Raw genomic sequence first — 18,212 nt, 5'->3', positions numbered from 1 at the left:
CGTTGATCGCCTACGCGATCGCCAGAATTCCCAGATACCAAGCCGCGAGCGCCTGCCCCGCGAAAATCCCCACCCATGCGCCGACGAGCATCCATGGGCCGAACGGGATCGCCGTCTTGCGTCCCGCGCGGCGTGCGAGCAGGAGCGCGCCGCCGAAGATCCCGCCCAGCAGGAATGCGGCGAATCCGCCGACGATCAGCGCGCCCCATCCCAGCCAGCCCAGATAGATCCCGATCACGCCCGCGAGCTTCACATCGCCGCCGCCCATGCCCCCGGGCCGCACGAGCCGGAGGACGAAGTAGAACGCGAAGAGGGCTGCGCCGCCGACCGCCGCGCTGAGCAGCGACGACCATGAGCCGCCGAGCGCGGCGGCGAGTACGAAGAGGATGCCGGCGACGACGTAGCTCGGCAGGACGATCCCGTTCGGCAGCCGGTGGGTCTCGAGGTCGATGAGGCTCAGTGCGATCGAGATCGCTGCGAAGTAGAGGTAGGCGACGAGCACCACCACATCCGCGCCGCGCATCGGCAGTGCGGCTTCGATGAATGCCCATGCGACGAGGACGAACGCCGCTCCGGTCGCGAGCTCGACGAGGGGATAGCGGGCCGAGATCGGCTCCCCGCAGTCGGCGCATCCCCCGCGCAGCATCAGCCAGGAGAGGACGGGCACGTTGTGCTGCGGCCGGACGGGCGAGTCGCATCGCGGGCAGCGGCTCTCACGCGTGAGCGGAAGGCCTGCGGGCACCCGGTAGACCACGACGTTGAGGAATGAGCCGATCACCAGCCCGAAGGCGGCCGCGAAGACCAGGATCGTCGCGATGGCGGCGGATGAGAGGATCACGGGATCTCCTGCGGTGCGATGTCGCGCTGTGAGACCAGGCTTCCGAGGGTGCCCGTTGCGGAACCGCTGCTGCTGCTGCTGGACATCCCGGGGACGCCGATCGGGTCGGCGGTGAATTCGATCCCGCCCCCGTAGTTCCAGCCACCGCCGTAGAACGCTCCGTTCCACTTGTCGCTGATGCCCGACGCGCCACCTGAGACCGAGATCGCACAAGGCGAGTAGGCCATCGCGGTGATGCTCGTCGCCATCACGGTCCCATTGATGCCGATCGGCCCATAGCCGGATCCGCAGGTGGGCTTTGCGTCCGTCGCATTGATGTCTTCCGTGATGAACCACACCTTGGGCTTGGATGCCAGGCCGGTCGCCGCCTTCATCGTGAGCGCGGTGAGATCGTACTTCTTGGCCAGGAACACGATGTTGGTCTTCACCGGGATCACCGGGATCGCGCCCATGTTCGAACTGAGGACCGAGCATGCGCGGGCATCGATCACGGTCGGGACGGTGTACGCGCCGATCGAGGTTGTCCACCCCGTTCCCGGCGAGGAGTTGAAGTAGTTGCAGGTGCCCGGTCCGCTGCCGGAGTTCACGAGGGTCAGGGTGTTGTACCCCGGGAAGTCGGTCGTCTTGTACTTGTACTCGAACCACGCGGGCAGCGTGGGAGCCGTCGGGCCGGGCACACTGGCAAGACGGACGACGCCGCCCGTGACCGTACCGCTCTGCGGGGTGTACGTGCGGGCGGTCGGCATGGTGAGCGAGCCGTCGATCCGCACATTGCCCAGCTTCACGTTGCCGCTGGTGGTCACGGCCCCGCCCACGCGCTTGCCCTCCCATCCGAACTCCAGCGTGCCGTTCGCGTGCAGATCGCCGAGCACGGTCCCGCGGACGGTGCCGCTCCCGGTACCCGAGGTCGACAGGTCTCCCTCGATCGTGTCGCTGCCGCAGCACATGTCCACGGTGCCGGTGGCGTTGACGTCGCCCTTGATCGTGCAGCCGCCGTTCGCCGCGATGTTCCCGCCCACGGTGATGTTGCCCGGGATCAGTGCCTGACAGGTGAATGTCGCCTGCGGTACGACGATCTTGAGAAGCCGGCCGGGCGCCGAAGTCCTCACTTCGTAGCTGAACTTGACCTCGCTCGTCCCGAAGAAGACCATGTCGCCGTCGCTCGACGGCGTCTCGGTGTAGCGGTAGACGGCCTGGGTCGTGGTCATCCCGTTCGCGGCCTCGCCCGTGGCAGTGACCGTCGCGAGCCCCGCGCCGCATACGACGCGATAGCTGTAGGTCGGCGATGTCGCCACGGCCGAATCGACCGGGACATCGCGCTCCACTCCGCCGCATGCCAGGGTGCCGCGCCGCAGCCCCCCGACCGCGTCCGCCAGGCCGGCATCCGCCGATGCGCGGGACTGCGTCGTACTGCGGCTGTCCACGAGGGTCATCGTGGTGTTCGTCACGATCGCCGCGAGGGCCATGCCGGCGATGCTCAGGACGAGCATGATGACCAGGACCGAGACGAGGGCGGAACCCCCTTCATCGGCGCTGCGGAGTCGGCGATTCATGTTCACCAGCATGCCGTTGTACTCGTTCCGTCCGTGGTGGCCTGTGCAGTGACGCCGTTCGATACCGGGACATCGGCGTCGCCGAGCGTGATCTGGAGGCCGATGGATAGCGTCTGCCCGGTGCGCGAGAAGGCGTCGGTGAGCCCGTCGCCGTCGGCGTCGATGGGGGTGAACTTCGGAGATCCGTCGAGGTGATTGCCGTCACGCCGGGCGAGGGAGGCCGTCGCGCCGCTCCCTGTCGCCGGGTCGCCGTCGACGAGGAGCGCCCACCCTGTCGTGGATCCGGTGGAGATGGCGGACGAAGAGGTCGTGTAGCGCACGTCGCCGCCCGTGGTGAGCACCCACGCCCGGCATTCGAATCCGCCCCCCGCCGTCGACACCTTCGCGATCAGCGCACGATTGGCGCCGACGATCGTGAAGGCGCTCGCGTTGCGGATGGACGTCAGGATGGAGTCGCTCACCGCGCTGGCGCGGCCGGTGGCGGTGTCGCGATCGGTCGTCTGCGCCTGCGCCTGGATGCCGTTGACGAACATGAGAGCGAGCAGGCCGAGGAACAGCGCGGAGACGGCGGCGTAGACGAGGAGCTCGACGAGCGAGAGGCCGGAGTCGTCGTTGTTCATGCTGCCGACACCAGGATGCGGGTGGGGAGCCTGACAAGGGTCTGACCGGGATCGGCGGCGTCCTCGACCAGGACTGTCACGAGGACGATGCCCGGATAGGTCGCGGGGCACGCGCCGACGGTGATGTCGGCGATGAGTCCGGTTCCGGCCGGGTCGGGCACGTCGGTCACGGCCTGCGACCGGAGGGCCGCGCAGCTCGTCGGGGTGGCAGGGTCGTTCGGGAAGGCCGCCTTGATCGGCGCGAGCTGCCCGTTGGCGAAAGTGTTGGCGCCGGCGAGGTCGCGATTCGCGACACTCACCCGGGTCGCGCCGACCATCAGCGGCAGCACCGCGAGGGCGAGCACCATGAGGAGGAACATCGCGATGATGACCTCGACGAGGCTGAACCCGTCATCTTCACTGCGAAACATGTCCCACCTCCTCATGCGGTTTTTGCCAGGGCGACCTCCTGGGGAGAGGTCGCCCTGGCCTTGGAGAGATGCAGTCCTTGCGCTGGGGACGCGTGGACTGCGCCTCGGTCTTCGGGCTCACAGGCCTCGGGGGTGCGCTGGGGACGCAAAGCCCTGGTCTGGATCAGTCCCTTAGACGGTCTGTCGGTCCGGAGCCGGCTGATCGGGTGTAGCCGGCTCCGGACAGGTCGGTTATCAGCAGCCGGGACCGGACGTCGAATCGGCTGCGCCGGGACCGGAGACGCTGATGCAGAAATCGTCGAGGTCTGCACCGCTGGTGGTGATCGTGTAGTCGTCGCCCTCGAGCGTCGTGAAGTCGACGTCGGCGAGCGCCGTGTCCTGTGCCAGCTCGGAGGCAGCCTGGCTCGCCGCGTTGCCGGCGACGGCGTCCTGCGCGGTCTGCTCGGCCTGAGCCTGCAGGCCGAGGAATACGGGGATCGCGACCGCGGCGAGGATGCCGAGGATCACGACGACGACGATGAGCTCGATGAGGGAGAAGCCGGCGTCGCCGTTCTCCTCGCGACGGGCCTTCTCGGCCTCGAGGTAGTTCTTGATGAAGGTGCGCATGGCGGACAGCTTTCTGATCGGATGAATTTGACAAAACATCCCTGATCGGACCGCGTTTTCGCCCAGTCTGCCAGCCGGCTCAGGTTTCTCACTTCGGATTCATGCCCTGGCATGTATCCCTTCCCCGCTACTGACATTAGGGACTTCTCATGGAAGGACAAAAGGGGTTTTCCCCCAAGATTCCGCAAGCAGCTTCCTGAGGTTTTGCTGAGGAAGAGCGGCGAGCCGCCTGAATATATGCGACTCCACTGATATATCAATCGGGTTGCGTGACGCTCCGCAAAGGTGCGAGAGACTGTTCGCGATGCTCATCTTCTACGTCGACGAGACCGGAACCGCGTCGCTCGCCACGGTCCCCGGAATCGATCCGCCCGAGCTCGTGCCCGGGACCGCGGCCTTCTTCACGCTGGCAGCGATCGGCATCCGTGACAGCGCCCGCAAGCCGCTCGCGGAGTATCTGCTGCGCGTGAAGGCCGAGCACCTCGGGGCCGCCGCGGGAGCTTCGTGGGACGACACCGAGATCAAGGGCCGTTACCTGCTGCACGTCGCCAAGTCCCTGCGCACCGGGCGGAAGCACTCCGCACCGCCCGGGTACTCGGCCATCGCCGACCAGGCTGCGATGGATGCGTTCCTCCACGCACTCGGGCTCGCGATGTCGGTGTTTCGGCCGCTGATCCTCGCCAACGTCGTCGACAAGTACAAGATGATCGCCCGCGGAATCGGCACCAATCCCATCGGCATCGCCTACAGCTACCTGCAGCGCAACATCGCACTGACGCTCGAGCATCAGCTCTCCGGCGAGTCGGCCATCATCGTCGCGGACCAGCAGACGCAGCACGAAGCGCTCTTCAAGAGCGGCGGCATCCACGAGATCCGGTCGCAGCTCGAGAAGGATCTCACCCGCGTCCCCAACTACAACCTGGTGCTCGACAAGCCCCTGTGGCTGGACACGGACCTCAGCATGTGGGACCGGGAGATCCTGCAGCTCGCCGACATCGCGTCGTTCCTCGTGACGAAGGTCATCGACGACGGCGAGCCGCCGGCTGAGCTCGCCCGGCTGTGGCAGGCGATGCTCCCCCAGTTCGCCCTGCACCACAAATCGGGCAAGGTGCTCGGCCGCGGCATCGCCATGTATCCGCCGCGATCGAGCCGGCTCAGCTTCTGACGCTCACCCGTCGAGCACGTCGAGACGCACAAGGACCGGACCGCCTTCGACGAGGGACTCGGCATCGCGCACCGCCTTCTTCAACGGCAGCACATACGCGTCATCGGACGGGAAGATCGAGGTCGACCACTCCGTGCCACCGATGCGCGCGCGAACGCGCACGGCGCCGAAGCCTCGATAGGGGCGCGGGATCTCGCGGATGTCCTCACTCAGCTCGGCGGGCACGGCCGTGAAGAACCACGCCGAGTCCTCTCGCGCGTCCCAGCGGAAGACGTCGCCCTCGAACTCGATGATCATGTGTCGAGGCTAGCGACTGGCTCCGACCGTCGCCGCGGCCCGTGCGTCTACCCGAACGACGCGACCCCGCCGTGCCGATCGACCAGACGCTGCAGGCAGTTCGACCACCCCTCGATGTGACTGTCGCGCTCCTCGGCCGAGAGGAACCCGGCATGCCGAACGGTGACGCGGGTCGCCGCATCCGCGGCGCCGTCGAGCGTCAGTTCGGCGTCGGTGGCGTGTTCCTCGCCCTCCCACCGCCATTCGAGGCGCAGGCGCGTAGGAGCGTCGATGTCGACCACCCGGCCGAGCACGGCGAGATCGGCGACCGACGAGCGCACCTCCCACCGCCCGAGCGCGGCCGGCTCCACGACCGCCGTGGTCTCGAACCGCGGCGGCCAGATCCACTCGGCCAGTCGTGGGGCGTCGGTCAGATCACTCCAGACGGTGTCGGCGGATGCCGCGACGAGCGCACTCTCGGTCATCTCGAACATGCCCGCCACGGTAGCCGGTGCCCCGGACATGCGCACCGGTCCGGCGCTTTCGGAGCTCAGCGACCGTACTCAGGCGTCCAGTCGTCGGCGTCGGAGGTCCATTGGGCGGCGGGCGCGGCATCCGCCACCCACCGGTCGTCCTCGCGACGGCGCCAGGCCGCACCCTCGGGCCAGCTCGCGGCGAACGTCGTGGCGACCTTGTACACCCGGCGCGAGAGTCCGCCGACGGTCTGCAGCGGGCGGGCCGACACGGGCATCCGCAGCTGCGGGTCGTAGCGCACGCCATCGGCTCGGCGCAGACGGATGGTGAGATCGAGATCGTCGTGGATCCGCGCGTTGTCTCGGTCCACGAGGTCGCGCACGCGCTCCCACACCCGCGCGCGCATGGCAAAGTTCGAGCCGAACACCAACGGGATGCCCAGCCACTTCTTCACCCAGTAGTGCCCGCCGCCGACGTACCATCGCTCGCCGAGGTAGTTGGTGAGCGGGCTGCCGCCGTAGAACTCCGCTCCTCCGGTGAGCACGCCCAGCTCCGGGTCCGAGACGAAGCCTCGCACGAGGCGTGCGATCCAGTCCGGGTGCGGGCGTGAGTCCGCATCGAGTCGCGCGATGATGTCGGCACCATCGAGGGCCTCGTCGTAGCCGCGCGCCGCCGCCGGCCAGATGCCGATGCGCGCCTCCTCGACGACGTCGGCACCGTAGCGGCGCGCGACGTCGGCGGAGGCATCCGTGCTCGCGTTGTCGACCACCACGATGCGGTCGGGCGGATGCTGCTGCCCCGCCAATGCCGCCAGGCAGGCGTCGAGGAATTCCGCATCATCGCGGCACGGGATCACGACCGTGACACGAGGGGCGAGGGGCACACGCACACCCTACTCCCCGATCTCCGACGCCCTGGGTGAGCCACTCGCGAACGTCGGAGATGAGCGGGCGTACCCTCGGACCATGGATGCCCCCGCCGCGCTGGAGTTGCGGATCGTCCCGGCCAACGAGGCCACGTGGGACGACCTGCAGACCATCCTCACCGGCACCGCCGGCAACTGCCAGTGCCAGCGCCAGCGTCTCGGTGACCGTGACTGGTGGCACATGCCCCCGAGCGAACGCGGGGCCATCCTGCGCGAGGAGACCCACTGCGACGATCCGCGCGCCGCCGAGACCATCGGCCTCGTCGCCTACGACGGCGATGAACCTGTCGCGTGGTGCGCCGTCGACCGTCGCAGCGTGTTCGGCCGGCTCCGCGGCTCCCCCGTTCCCTGGGCGGGACGCGACGAGGACAAGGACGACGACACCGTCTGGGCAATCGCCTGCATGATCGTCCGAAAGGGCCACCGCGGACGCGGCCACACCTATCCGCTCGTCGCCGCCGCCGTCGAACATGCCCGAGCCCGTGGCGCCGCCGCCATCGAGGGCTACCCCCTCCTCACCGCCGGCTCGCAGGTCATCTGGGACGAACTCAACGTCGGAGCACTCGGCCCGTTCACGGCTGCAGGGTTCGCGGAGATCACCCATCCCACCAAGCGCCGCCTGGTGATGCGCCTTGACCTCTGACCTTTCACCCCAACTGGGTGACGCAAGTGCACGCCAACCGCAGAACGATGGACACGCCACGGGTCGCACCCCCTCGCCGCGACCCGACTCGGGAAAGGGAAACACATGTCGGACACGCAGGAGCGCACCGGCTGGGCCGGATGGGGCGTCTTCGCCGGAATCGTCCTGATCATCGCCGGTGCCTTCGACGCACTGCTCGGCCTCACCGCGATCCTCGCCCCGGCCGAGAAGTTCATCGCCGCCGGTGACGCCTACCTCCTCCTCTTCAATGTCGCCGGATGGGGCTGGTGGCACCTGATCATCGGCCTGGCGCTGGTGCTCGTGGGCATCTTCGTCCTGCGCGGCGCAACCTGGGCCCGGGTGATCGCGATCATCCTGGTCGCCATCAACGCCATCAGCCAGCTCGCCCTCCTCGGTGTGCAGCCCTGGTGGTCCCTCGCCGTCCTCGCACTCGACGTCGTCGTCATCTACGCGCTGACGGTCCACGGCAAGGAGCTCAAGAGCTGACTCCCGCCGTCCCGTAACGTGAAGGGCGCCGTACCAAGCCAGGGGTACGGTGCCCTTCACTTTTCTTTCGCCACCCTCATCTGCGTCGCGGGCCGCGGATGAGGGTTTCGTCATGGAGCGACTCAGGTGGCCGCAAGGTCTTGCAACCGCTCCCAATTTGGTTACTGTCCTGTAAGTAGGCGGCATACCTGCCGCGCGAATCCCTCGACGAAGAGAGGACTACTCGCATGACCACCCCCATCCCCCGCAGCCGGAGGACACGGATCGCCGCCGTCGTCACCGGCGCAGCACTCATCGCCGGAGCATTGGCGGCGAGCCCCGCCAGCGCCGCCCCACCCCGGGCCGTCGATCCGTTCAACCCCGACTTCGGACCCAACGTCACCGTCTACTCCCCCGACACCCCCGTCGACGAGATCGAAGCCGAGCTCGACGCGCTCGCCGACCAGCAGCGCGACGCCGAGATGAGCGGCGTGCGCAGAGCCGTGCTCTTCCAGCCGGGCCAGTACGGAACAGCCGACAACCCCCTGCAGTTCGATGTCGGCTACTACACCGAGGTCGCGGGTCTCGGCGCATCCCCCACGGATGTCGGCATCAACGGCTCGGTCGAGGTGTACAACCGCTGCCTCACCGCGGACAACTGCATCGCGCTGGTCAACTTCTGGCGCACGATCTCGAACCTCTCGATCCAGGTCAACAGCCTCGGAGACGACGGATGCCGCGGGAGCGCCAACTTCTGGGCGGTGTCGCAGGCCGTCTCGATGCGCCGCCTCGACATCTCGGGAGCGAACCTCTCCCTCATGGACTACTGCACCGCGGGGCCGCAGTTCGCCAGCGGCGGCTTCATCGCCGACTCGCGCCTGCCCTTCGTCGTGAGCGGATCCCAGCAGCAATGGCTGACCCGCAACACCGAGGTGGCCGGCTGGTCCAACGGCGTGTGGAACCAGGTCTTCTCGGGCGTCGTCGGCGCTCCGAGCGACGCCAACTTCCCGACCGAGCCCTACACGACGATCGACGAGACGCCTCTCAGCCGCGAGAAGCCGTTCCTGTACATCGACGACGCCGGCCGCTACAACGTGCGGGTGCCGGCCGTCCAGCACGACTCTCGCGGGGTGAGCTGGGCCGACGGTCTCACGCCGGGGCGCAGCATCCCGATCACCGAATTCTTCATTGCGAAGCCCGGCGATTCGGTGAAGGACATCAACAACGCCCTCGCTCGCGGCCAGCACCTGCTCCTCACGCCCGGCGTGTACGACATCGCGCAGACGATCGACGTCAAGCGAGCGGGCACGGTCGTGCTCGGAATCGGCCACGCGACGCTCACCGCCGTGGGAGGCGCGGTGCCGATGGAGGTGAAGGATGCCGCAGGCATCGTCGTCGCCGGCGTCACGATCGACGCCGGCACCGAACTGTCGCCCGTGCTTCTGCGGGTCGGCAAGGCGAAGGGCGGCAAGCCGCTCGGCGCGGCGGACCCGATCACGCTGAGCGACGTGTACTTCCGCGTCGGAGGCCCGCACGTCGGCAAGACCACGACAGCACTCGAGGTGAACGCCGACAACGTGCTGATCGACCACACCTGGGTGTGGCGAGCCGATCACGGCGTCGAGGGCTTCACGGGCGGCGTGAACGGCGACACCCAGCGGTGGGCCACCAACACGGGCACGAACGGAGTCATCGTCAACGGCGACAACGTCACCGCCACCGGGCTGTTCGTCGAGCACTTCCAGAAGTACAACACGCTCTGGAAGGGCGAGAACGGGCGCGTCATCCTGTACCAGAACGAACTCCCCTACGATCCGCCGACCCAGGCGGATTGGACGCAGCCCGACGGCACGCTCGGCTACCCGGGCTACGTGGTCGACAAGAAGGTGAAGACGCATCGCCTGGACGGCGCGGGCGTCTACGTCTTCAACCAGAACAACCCGTCGATCATCACGGCGAACGGCTTCTCCGTGCCGCAGAAGCCCGGGGTGCAGCTTCACCACATCATGACGGTGAACCTCAGCGCGGGCACGATCCAGCACGTGGTCAACGGCGTCGGCGGCCAGGCCGACAACAGCAACACGGGCACCCCGCAGTACGTGGCGGACTACCCCGCACCGTAAGCGCCGGATTCGGATGCCGCGCCCCGGCAGACCTCGCCGGGGCGCGGCATCCGTTCACAAGAGCGGTTGACCCTCTGCAGGGCTCTAGGATCGAGCGCATGTCTCTCGCGCCCGGCCGACGCCCTCTTCCCGCTGCGTCGGAGCGCCCGCGCGATCTCTCGGCACCCCTGCCCGCTTCGCTCAGCTGGGGTGTCCTCATCGCCTTCACGGCCGCCTTCGCGCTGGCGTACCTGATCCTCGGCCTGCCGTGGTGGCTGCCTGCGCTCTACGGGGCGGTGAGCATCCTCACGTTCGCCGTCTACGGGTCCGACAAGCGTGCTGCCCGGCGCAGCACGCGACGCGTGCCGGAGGACAACCTCCTGACGCTCGGGCTGATCGGCGGATGGCCCGGCGCCGTCGTTGCCCAGCAGGTCTTCCGCCACAAGACGCGCAAGCGCTCCTTCCGCCGCGCATTCTGGGGAACGGTCGTCGCCAATGTCCTCGTGCTGGCGGCGTTTCTCGCGGCCGCGACCCTGCTCGGCTGGGACCTCGAGCCAGAGTGGCTCGCGAACCTCCCCGAACTGCTCTCACAGATCTGACCGCGCGGCGCGAGCAGTCATCGACCGATCAGCACCGGACCGGCTCGATCACCAGAGCGGGTGGATGGCCTCGCGCAGTCGGCGGTCGTAGACGTCGCGCACGACGCGATCGAACGCGGCGACGTCGAATCCGCCATCCAGCAGTGTGCCGGCGTCGGCGTTCGCGTCCGCCTGGCGAACGTTGCGCGCGCCGGGGATGACGCTCGTCACGCCCGGCTGCGCGGCGATCCATGCCAGCGTCGCCGCGGGCAGCGAGACGCCTTCCGGCAACGCTCCGGCGAGGTCGGCGGCGGCATCCAGTCCCGTCTGGAAGTCCACGCCCGAGAACGTCTCGCCGCGATCGAACGCCTCGCCGTGCCTGTTGTACGTGCGGTGGTCGTTCTCGGCGAACGTCGTCGAGGCCGTGTACCGCCCTGAGAGCAGTCCGGAGGCCAGCGGCACCCGCGCGAAGAGCGCGACGCCTGCCTCCTGGGCGGCGGGGAGCACCTCGTCGAGCGGCTTGAGCCGGAAGGGGTTGAAGATGATCTGGACGTTCGTCACGTTCGGCCGGGCGATCGCGGCGAGAGCCTGTGCGGTCGTCTCGACCGACACCCCGTACGCGGCGATGGTGCCGGCGGTCACCAGGGCGTCGAGGGCGTCGTACGTCGCGCCGTCGTCGATAACGGCGGACGGCGGGCAGTGCAGCTGCACGAGGTCGAGCGTGTCGACGCCGAGGTTGGCGCGCGAGCGATCGGTCCACCCACGGAAATTCTCGGGCGTGTAGTTCTCGGGCTCCTGCGCGAGGCGCCGGCCCATCTTGGTCGCCACGGTGATCCCGTGGTCGGCACGTCCCGCGAGGAAGCGTCCGATGATCGACTCGCTGCGCCCGTCGCCGTAGACGTCCGCGGTGTCGAACAGGGTCACGCCGTGATCAGCGGATGCCGCGAGCACCGCCGTCGCGTCGTCCTCGCTGACCGCGCCCCAGTCGGCGCCGAGCTGCCAGGTGCCGAGACCGATCGCCGAGACGGAGCGGCCGGTCCGGCCGAGGGGACGGTGCTGCATGGGAATCCTTCCATCGTGCCGCGCCCCTGGAGGGCGACACGATCCAGCATGCCACGGGGCTGCGACGCGCAATCGCCCGGGGAATGCGAAGGGGCCGGCCTTTCGTAGCGGACGGCGGCGATCGTTTCGCGCAGTCCGGGCCTGGCCCGGCTCGTGCGGTCAGTCCGTGATCGACATAGACGTTCGAATCGAGGACTCCCCGTCGCAGTCGGGTGTCTCGCTGCGAGGTGAGATCTTGATCCGCCGCGGAGACCCTGGCATAGCCAATCTGTATTCCGTTCGTGCCGCCGGCGGTCCCACCGTCCGGGCGAAAGCGCATCCGGGATGGATCGCGGTGGGCAACCTCGTGCTCGACTCGTTTGCCCTTCCCACCCACACTCCCGACAACCTGCTCAGCTTGGCGGCGTAGCGACAGCCATTGCCAAAGCCCGCTGGGCTGGCTAGATTCGCTATCCCGAGGGAAGGACACAGACTATGAGCCGCGATAGCTGAGATACCTAAACGAGCCCCCGCACGACCTTGTCGCGCGGGGGCTTCGTCGTTTCTATGGGCCATCCCTGGGGCGAAACTCATCGCGCGCTTCGCCCGCACGTGACCAGCGCCATCCGGGCAACGTGTCGACGACGCCCGCAACGGTATCCTCTGCCGCGTTCGTGTTGGTTGCGCGATTGTTTCAGCGTTGAACGAAGATGTTCGAGTGAGCGGAACCATTGCTACCGGGGGACCGGCGAGAAAGCGCGGCTTGCGGTGGTGGGCATGGACGCTGATCGTGTTCGGCTCGTTGACGGTCCTCGCCGTTCCGGTCGTCGCGGTCGTGGGCTTTCTCGCCTATGTCGGGCACAGCCTCAGCGAGACCGCTCCCGACCAGGCGTTCCTCACTGGTCCGCCGCAGCACCCGGACGCGATGACGCCACTCGCCTGCCCCGAACGCTGCTTCGGGCTGGACGCCGCGGACTCGATGGCGGTATCGGCGCAAGACGCGTCCCAGTTGTCCATCGGCGATGAGCGCTACGGCGTCGGCGAGTTCGAGCCGGGCACCGTGGCCGCCGTTGCGCCCAAGGTCGGCGAGCAGTGGCAGGAAGTTGGTGGTGACGAAGAGTGTGCGTTCCTCCCAGGCAATGCGCCGTACTTCGCCGACGGCGCTCACGCCACCTCCGAGGATCCAATCAGTTGGGTGCAGACGTGGCAGGCGGGCGACGAGATGATGGATATCGCGGCCCGCGTCTTCGCGACCACTGAAGAGGCGAGCAGGTTCATGCGTGATCTTCACGATCGGGTAGCGGCCTGCCCATGGCAAGACCTAGACGTGCCGGCAGCGGGCGGGCTTGATACGAGTTTGATCCAGATCACGGCGCAAGCGGCCATCGACGTTCCGGACGAGGTTGCTGCAGTCGGTTGGGTGCGTGAGGGGACCCCTGGCGCGCGGTGGCGGTCGTACGTCTGGGACCTGCAGCGCGGCAATCTCGTTGTTCAGGTGCGCGTCCTCACGGACGGTCGCATCCTCGAACAAGACGTCGCGGCCTTCGCGGAACTCCAGGCCGACAAGCTTAGCGAGCTGGAGCCAGCGACGCCTTGACGCCGAGGTATTCGCCGAACCATCGGTAGGGGTCGTCCCTCGAGTTCCACTTCAGCATGCCCGCATTATGGTCGGCACCGGGCATCGGCTTATCGCGTCAAGGATCATCGAGGAGTATCGTCGAACCCTTGCCTTCGGCGGGGCCAACGGAGGACAGATGGTACGGCGACGCGAATTGCGGGGCGTGGCGGACGCCCTCGCAGCGATGTTCTGCAGCCGGAACAGCGACTACCAAGGCGCATGGCTCCCCGGCGTGCTCTGCCATCGCATGCTGACAGCTGGCCGCCGCTCGATCACGATCGATCTGCTCGACGCGTCATCTGACGAGATCGAATCGGTCGTTGGTGTGCGGGCGCGCGACCACATCGCGCGTCACTGCGAACGGATTGGGTTGGCGCCGGCGACGGTGCGGTCTGCTGTGATTCGGGTAAACCTGGAAGAGCGCGAACCCAGCAGGTCGCGGTCGGACGGGCCGGTCGCGGTGACACCGCTTGACCGTGCCACGTGGTGGTTTACCGCGACGGTCACCATCGTCGACGACTCAAACCGTCCTCACACTTCAGCGCATCGCGGATGGTGCTGGCCAGATTCTCGAAAGCTGCCCATTGACGGCAGGTCGATTTGGGGACCGCTCGGGGAAATTGTCCGGGTGTAGGCGAATAGTCAGCGCGTACGCAGCGGGGTCCGCTTGCGCGCGTTGAAGTGGACGTTGCGTAGAGGTGGCGCGGGAGGCAGATTCTTGAGCGCCCCCCACAATGAGCCGATGAGTCCGGGTCCACCCGTCACGTGGCCGAACGCGTCGAGATAATGGTGCGATGCCCGCCGTCATCATCGAAGTCCGCCGTAAGTACGCAGCCGACCAAGAGCTTGCCATCATGAACGCCGTCCACGCAGCGCTCGTTCGCGCGTTCGAGATCCCGGCCGAGGACCGCAACGTGCGTCTGGTCGTCCATGAACCACGGCGATTCATGTGCGCGCCAGACCTCGCACATCCGGAGTACCGGACGATCATCTCGATCGACTGCTTCGCTGGTCGAAGCCTGACCGCCAAGCGGCGACTCTATCGAGCGATCGTCGAGGGTTTGGAGCCGCTGGGCATCCCCCGAGATCATGTGTCGACCATCCTTCACGAGATCACTCTCGAAAACTGGGGCGTCGGTGGCGGGCACGCCGCTAGCGACGTCGACCTCGGCTTCACCGTGAACGTCTGATCTCTCCGATTCCGCGCTAGAAGCTGCCGACTCCCTTGCCGATCAGCGCGACGCCGATCACAAGCAGCAGCACCGCCATGATCACCGCGTTCTCCTTCTCAAGCCAGCCGCGCAGTCCATCGAGCGGGCCACGGAGCCTGTCGGCTGCGAACAGGTAGCCGACCACAGGGACAAGAACAGTGGATGCCGCGATCACCGTGAAGACGGCGATCGCGACCACGACCGCACCGCCGGCGAGACCCGAGGCCCCGATCGTGACGCCCGCGCTGGCCGACAACAGCAAGTTCTTGGGATTGACGGCCGACAACAGGAACCCGAGCCCCAGAGCCTTCGGGAACGTGATCGAGTCGATCGCCTGCATCCACTTCGGCATTGCCGGTTCCGCCCCCGCCCGCGGCCGGCCCCGCCACTGCCGTGCCGCGAGCAGAAGGAGCAACGCGCCCAACACGAGCTGGATGACGCCCGTGATCGGCTGCGAGGCGTCCGCATCGTCCGTCGGGAGAATCGATGACAGCAACGTGAAAGCTGTCACGGCGACGACGATGCCGAGTACCCAGCCGAGCAGAAACCCCGTGCCCGTCACGCGCGCCCTGGGCGACAGGAGCATCAGGATGGCGGCGATGATCGGGATCGGGCTGATCGCGACACCGAGTGCGGGCGTGAGGATATCTCCGATGACACTGCCCATGAACTGACTCCCCACCACGCGGTCGCATCTCACCAACGAAGAAGTCCCGGGAACCCTGAGGTTCCCGGGACTTTCTCTGTCGGGATGACAGGATTTGAACCTGCGACCCCTTGACCCCCAGTCAAGTGCGCTACCAAGCTGCGCCACATCCCGATGCCCGAGCCGGAGCGCGGACAACTCCCCCATCCTACCCGGTCGCCACAGCGCTCGCGAACGCACGCGGCCCCCTCGCGCGTGTCCGACCCGCGCAGTAGCGTCTGGGCATGTCGCAGATCTCGATCGAGCCGGCCACGCCCGCCCGTTTCGCCGACGTGCAGCTCACGTGGGCGGGCGGCGGCGACGGGCGCAGCTGCCAATGCCAGTGGTGGACCATCACGAACACCGAGTGGCAGAGCACGTCGCAGCTCGAGCGCGAGCAGCTGTTCCGTGACGAGCTCGATGCCGGCCCCGTGCCCGGACTCATCGCCTATGTCGGAGGCGAACCTGCCGGGTGGGTGCGAGTCGGACCGCGCACTCGGCAGCGACGCCTGGCGCGCACGAAGAACTTCGCGCAATCGCGAGAGCCGTGGGACGACGACTCGGTGTGGGCGGTCAGCTGCTTCGTGGTGCGCAGGGAACATCGAGGTGAGGGACTCAACGATCGCCTGCTCGAGGCCGCCGTCGACTTCGCACGACAGGGCGGCGCCCGCCTGATCGAGGCCTATCCGCTCGATCCCGCCGAAGGATCGAAGAAGGGATCGAGCTCGCTGTTCCACGGCGTTGTGTCCACGTTCGTGAAGGCCGGTTTCGAAGAAGTAGCGCGTCCGCGCCCAGACCTCGCTATCGTGGCACTCGACCTGCGCTCGTGAGCGCGCCCTGGATCGTGACCGCGCACCGGGGTTCTATCTTCCCTGGACGACGACGTCTCCTGTCATGCACCGCCTGAGGAGTACCATGTCGCGCCTGTGGATCGCTTTCACCCCGTTCATCTTCGCTGCGCTCGTGCACGTCTGGGCGCTCGCCGTCGGCGCGCACGACGCAGCGAGCCCGACGAAGCTCATGCTGATGCCGTTCCTCGCCCTCGCCGTGGTGTGGGCGGGCCATCGCCACTGGACGAGCGCGCACACGATCCTCGTGATCGCGATCGGACTGTCGTGGCTGGGCGACGGTGCCGGCCCGCTCTTCCCCGGCGTCGATACCGTCCCGATGATGCTCCTCTTCTTCGCACTGGCCCACCTCTGCTACATCTGGCTGTTCTGGCGCATGCTCGCCGTCCGGCGTCTGCCCCTGTGGTCCGCCGTCTACGCGGTCTGGTACGTCGGCCTTCTCGTGGTGCTGTGGCCGCACCTCGGCGCACTCCTCATTCCGGTCGCGCTGTACGGCATCGTCCTCGGCGCAACAGCCATGGGCGCGGCTCGCTGCCATCCGCTGATCGCGTGGGGCGGAGCATTCTTCCTTGCCGCGGACTCGATCCTCGCGTTCCGGCTCTTCGTTCCGGATGCACTCCCCGCATGGTCGAGCCCGCTCATCATGGCGCTCTACTGCCTGGGCCAGGGCCTCCTCGCCGCGGGAGTGCTCGTGACGACGCGGGAGCGCCAAGAAGCCCCCGCTGTCGCCACGCCCGTGGTGAAGGCCGCGGTGTGACTGCGAAGATCGGCACATGACCCGCACGTCCGCCGGATGACACCTGAGGCCACGGAATGAAGGATGCCTCCGCACGCGTCGACGCGTGGCTCTGGGCGATCCGCGTCTACAAGACGCGCTCCGCTGCCACCACGGCGTGCCGCGCGGGCCACGTGAGAGTCAACGGGGAGCGCGCCAAGGCCGCTCAGCCGGTCCGTCCCGGCGACGAGCTGCGGGTGCGGATCGCCGGGTTCGACCGCATCCTGGTCGTGAAGCAGCCGATCACGAAGCGCGTCGGTGCGACCGTCGCCGCTGAAGCGGTCGAGGACCGCACTCCTCCCCCGCCGCCGCGCGAGCTGACCGCTTTCGTCCCGGTGCGCGACCGGGGAGCCGGACGACCGACGAAGCGCGAACGCCGCGACATCGACCGCCTGCGCGATCGCTGACCCTCGCGGGCGCACGCTCACGCGCTCGGGGTTCAGCCGGTGAGCTCCTGCAGCCAGCGCGGACCGCGGACGTCGACCGCGGCATCCGTCACCCTCTCGCGCAGCTCGCGATCGCTGGTCACGACCGTCACGCGCCTGCCTGCTGCGACGAGGCGTTCGGCTTCCGCGACGATCGCATCGTCTCCGGATGCCTCGGCCCGCACGACGTCGACGCCCGAGACATCATCGGCGCCGCGCGCCTGGCCTTCGAGCACGACGGTCCACTCGGGGAACCACGTGTGCTCCGGAAGTTCGAGCGCCGACGCGGGTACGCCTGACACGGCGGTCGCCGCCACGCGCGAGAGCAGCCCGGCCGCTGCGCCCGGCCGGTCGCGCCACCAGCCGTTCGGCACAGAGCCCACCACGTTCGCCGCGTCGACGACGATCGCCGGCCGCACGCTCAGCAGGCCCCGCAGGCGCTCCCACGAGGCAGCGAAGGCGGGATGGAGCGGATGCTGCGCCACCTCGTCGACCGGCACCCAGGCGAGTTCCCTGCTCTCCGGGTCGCTGATGGTCGGTTCGAACGGGACGGCGACGTCTCCGATGAGCGTCGTATAGCTCCAGATGCCGAGATCGAGGACCGACAGCACGCGCGCGCGGATCGCGTCATCGGGAACGCCGGCTTCCTCCGCCGCTTCACGCAGGGCCGCGTCGGACGCTGATTCGCCCTCGTGGCGGGCGCCGCCGGGGAGGGCCCAGGTGTCGCCGAAGTGGCTCCACGAGACGCGATGCTGCAGCAGCACTCCGCGGTCCGCATCGAGGGCGAGAAGTCCCGCCGCACCGAATCGCCCCCAGTATCGCTCCCCCGTCGGCGCGACGACCCACGCGTCTCCGGGGTCGCGCGGCCCGGACGGGCGGCGCGGCTCACCGGGAACGGGGGGCTCGATCGTCACTCCGCCAGCCTGTCACACC

Annotated in this window: 22 protein-coding genes and 1 tRNA gene; 11 read left to right on the top strand and 12 right to left on the bottom strand. The window is 68.0% G+C overall.

Translation table 11 applies throughout. From position 1 onward, the window contains the following. Positions 1–10 precede the first annotated feature (10 nt). The 5 genes from ASD93_RS16125 to ASD93_RS16240 all read right to left on the bottom strand — a co-directional run bounded on the left by ASD93_RS16125 (position 11) and on the right by ASD93_RS16240 (position 4,027). On the bottom strand, positions 11–838 hold the full coding sequence (locus tag ASD93_RS16125; protein ID WP_235566881.1) for a prepilin peptidase: 828 nt from the start codon (positions 836–838) through the stop codon (positions 11–13). Next, positions 835–2,391 (bottom strand): hypothetical protein, encoded by a 1,557-nt coding sequence (locus ASD93_RS16120; RefSeq protein WP_235566880.1) that lies wholly within the window; start codon positions 2,389–2,391, stop codon positions 835–837. The genes ASD93_RS16125 and ASD93_RS16120 overlap by 4 nt, the downstream gene beginning before the upstream one ends. 2 nt (positions 2,392–2,393) lie before the next feature. After that, on the bottom strand, positions 2,394–3,011 hold the full coding sequence (locus ASD93_RS04440) for a hypothetical protein (RefSeq protein WP_056119322.1): 618 nt from the start codon (positions 3,009–3,011) through the stop codon (positions 2,394–2,396). After that, the gene (locus tag ASD93_RS04435) at positions 3,008–3,421 is read right to left on the bottom strand and encodes a prepilin-type N-terminal cleavage/methylation domain-containing protein (protein WP_056119320.1); all 414 of its coding nucleotides are present in this window, start codon (positions 3,419–3,421) and stop codon (positions 3,008–3,010) included. The genes ASD93_RS04440 and ASD93_RS04435 overlap by 4 nt, the downstream gene beginning before the upstream one ends. Before the next feature lie 234 nt (positions 3,422–3,655). Continuing rightward, a complete protein-coding gene (locus ASD93_RS16240; RefSeq protein WP_056119317.1) occupies positions 3,656–4,027 on the bottom strand; it encodes a type IV pilin protein in 372 nt (123 codons plus the stop codon). 304 nt (positions 4,028–4,331) lie between these two features. Between ASD93_RS16240 and ASD93_RS04425 the strand changes: the two genes are divergently transcribed. Continuing rightward, positions 4,332–5,192, top strand: coding sequence for a DUF3800 domain-containing protein (locus ASD93_RS04425; protein ID WP_056119313.1), 861 nt, complete (start codon positions 4,332–4,334; stop codon positions 5,190–5,192). A gap of 3 nt (positions 5,193–5,195) precedes the next feature. On the opposite strand, the gene ASD93_RS04420 is transcribed toward ASD93_RS04425, so the two are convergent. The 3 genes from ASD93_RS04420 to ASD93_RS04410 are packed head-to-tail and all read right to left on the bottom strand — an operon-like array spanning position 5,196 to position 6,825. Next, positions 5,196–5,489, bottom strand: a complete 294-nt coding sequence (locus tag ASD93_RS04420) for a DUF1905 domain-containing protein (protein WP_056119310.1) — start codon at positions 5,487–5,489, stop codon at positions 5,196–5,198. A gap of 47 nt (positions 5,490–5,536) precedes the next feature. Next, the gene (locus ASD93_RS04415) at positions 5,537–5,962 is read right to left on the bottom strand and encodes an SRPBCC family protein (protein WP_056119308.1); all 426 of its coding nucleotides are present in this window, start codon (positions 5,960–5,962) and stop codon (positions 5,537–5,539) included. Between the two features lie 56 nt (positions 5,963–6,018). Further along, entirely contained in the window at positions 6,019–6,825 is an 807-nt protein-coding gene (locus ASD93_RS04410; RefSeq protein ID WP_056119306.1) for a glycosyltransferase, read from the bottom strand. An 82-nt stretch (positions 6,826–6,907) separates the two neighbouring features. Here ASD93_RS04410 and ASD93_RS04405 point away from each other — a divergent pair, with 82 nt between their 5' ends. The 4 genes from ASD93_RS04405 to ASD93_RS04390 all read left to right on the top strand — a co-directional run bounded on the left by ASD93_RS04405 (position 6,908) and on the right by ASD93_RS04390 (position 10,697). After that, on the top strand, positions 6,908–7,510 hold the full coding sequence (locus tag ASD93_RS04405; RefSeq protein WP_056119302.1) for a GNAT family N-acetyltransferase: 603 nt from the start codon (positions 6,908–6,910) through the stop codon (positions 7,508–7,510). A gap of 105 nt (positions 7,511–7,615) precedes the next feature. Continuing rightward, entirely contained in the window at positions 7,616–8,017 is a 402-nt protein-coding gene (locus ASD93_RS04400; protein WP_056119298.1) for a hypothetical protein, read from the top strand. Positions 8,018–8,244: 227 nt separating this feature from the next. Continuing rightward, positions 8,245–10,119, top strand: coding sequence for a hypothetical protein (locus ASD93_RS04395; protein ID WP_056119295.1), 1,875 nt, complete (start codon positions 8,245–8,247; stop codon positions 10,117–10,119). A 98-nt stretch (positions 10,120–10,217) separates the two neighbouring features. Further along, positions 10,218–10,697, top strand: a complete 480-nt coding sequence (locus ASD93_RS04390; protein WP_056119291.1) for a DUF1294 domain-containing protein — start codon at positions 10,218–10,220, stop codon at positions 10,695–10,697. Positions 10,698–10,745: 48 nt separating this feature from the next. On the opposite strand, the gene ASD93_RS04385 is transcribed toward ASD93_RS04390, so the two are convergent. After that, positions 10,746–11,738: an aldo/keto reductase gene (locus ASD93_RS04385; RefSeq protein ID WP_056119288.1), complete on the bottom strand. Its 993-nt coding sequence runs from the start codon at positions 11,736–11,738 to the stop codon at positions 10,746–10,748. A 697-nt stretch (positions 11,739–12,435) separates the two neighbouring features. On the opposite strand from ASD93_RS04385, the gene ASD93_RS04380 reads away from it, so the two are divergent. The 3 genes from ASD93_RS04380 (at position 12,436) to ASD93_RS04375 (ending at position 14,525) form a co-directional block, all read left to right on the top strand. After that, positions 12,436–13,314, top strand: coding sequence for a hypothetical protein (locus tag ASD93_RS04380; RefSeq protein WP_157536871.1), 879 nt, complete (start codon positions 12,436–12,438; stop codon positions 13,312–13,314). Between the two features lie 67 nt (positions 13,315–13,381). After that, complete coding sequence (locus ASD93_RS15865; protein ID WP_157536870.1) at positions 13,382–13,969, top strand: hypothetical protein; 588 nt, start codon at positions 13,382–13,384, stop codon at positions 13,967–13,969. A 160-nt stretch (positions 13,970–14,129) separates the two neighbouring features. Then, the gene (locus tag ASD93_RS04375) at positions 14,130–14,525 is read left to right on the top strand and encodes a tautomerase family protein (RefSeq protein ID WP_056119284.1); all 396 of its coding nucleotides are present in this window, start codon (positions 14,130–14,132) and stop codon (positions 14,523–14,525) included. Positions 14,526–14,541: 16 nt separating this feature from the next. Here ASD93_RS04375 and ASD93_RS04370 read toward each other — a convergent pair whose 3' ends face one another. Beyond that, positions 14,542–15,213: a GAP family protein gene (locus ASD93_RS04370; RefSeq protein ID WP_056120868.1), complete on the bottom strand. Its 672-nt coding sequence runs from the start codon at positions 15,211–15,213 to the stop codon at positions 14,542–14,544. Positions 15,214–15,292: 79 nt separating this feature from the next. Continuing rightward, positions 15,293–15,366 (bottom strand) — tRNA-Pro (locus ASD93_RS04365). Between the two features lie 110 nt (positions 15,367–15,476). Between ASD93_RS04365 and ASD93_RS04360 the strand changes: the two genes are divergently transcribed. From ASD93_RS04360 to ASD93_RS04350, 3 genes are all read left to right on the top strand, one after another. Next, positions 15,477–16,061: a GNAT family N-acetyltransferase gene (locus tag ASD93_RS04360; RefSeq protein ID WP_056119282.1), complete on the top strand. Its 585-nt coding sequence runs from the start codon at positions 15,477–15,479 to the stop codon at positions 16,059–16,061. Positions 16,062–16,146: 85 nt separating this feature from the next. Continuing rightward, positions 16,147–16,836, top strand: coding sequence for a lysoplasmalogenase (locus tag ASD93_RS04355; RefSeq protein ID WP_056119280.1), 690 nt, complete (start codon positions 16,147–16,149; stop codon positions 16,834–16,836). 56 nt (positions 16,837–16,892) lie between these two features. Then, entirely contained in the window at positions 16,893–17,261 is a 369-nt protein-coding gene (locus ASD93_RS04350) for an RNA-binding S4 domain-containing protein (RefSeq protein WP_056119278.1), read from the top strand. A 32-nt stretch (positions 17,262–17,293) separates the two neighbouring features. On the opposite strand, the gene ASD93_RS04345 is transcribed toward ASD93_RS04350, so the two are convergent. Continuing rightward, entirely contained in the window at positions 17,294–18,193 is a 900-nt protein-coding gene (locus tag ASD93_RS04345) for an NUDIX domain-containing protein (protein ID WP_056119273.1), read from the bottom strand. Between the last annotated feature and the right edge of the window lie 19 nt (positions 18,194–18,212).

The sequence above is a fragment of the Microbacterium sp. Root180 genome (assembly GCF_001428485.1).
GTDB lineage: Bacteria > Actinomycetota > Actinomycetes > Actinomycetales > Microbacteriaceae > Microbacterium.
Note: the sequence above shows the minus strand (reverse complement) of the source record. Positions and strands in the feature narration are given on the sequence as shown.